This is a genomic window from Streptococcus sp. WM07 (assembly GCF_004570525.1).
Classification (GTDB): Bacteria; Bacillota; Bacilli; order Lactobacillales; family Streptococcaceae; genus Streptococcus.
On record NZ_SPPZ01000384.1, the window covers coordinates 1 to 220 of the forward strand.

The following is a 220-nucleotide window of genomic DNA, read 5'->3' on the forward strand; positions in this document are numbered from 1 at the left end:
AGCTCTAGAAGCAGGTGTTGATACCATTAAGGCGATTAACCCAGATGCAGTTGCTAAGCCTGAAGCTAAGAAAGCCATCGATGAAGCAGCTAACGCTAAGAAGGCAGAATTGGATGCTCGTACTGACTTAACAGACGAGGAGAAAACAGTTGCCAAAGCTCAAGTCGATGCAGAAGCGGCAAAAGCTAAATCTGCAATTGATCAAGCAACAACGAATGCA

The 220-nt window shown here is 45.0% G+C and carries 1 protein-coding gene; it reads left to right on the forward strand.

Annotation, left to right across the window (positions count from 1 at the left end):
* The coding region (locus E4T71_RS09660; protein ID WP_228062412.1) for a DUF1542 domain-containing protein at positions 1-220 on the forward strand (220 nt) is incomplete at both ends.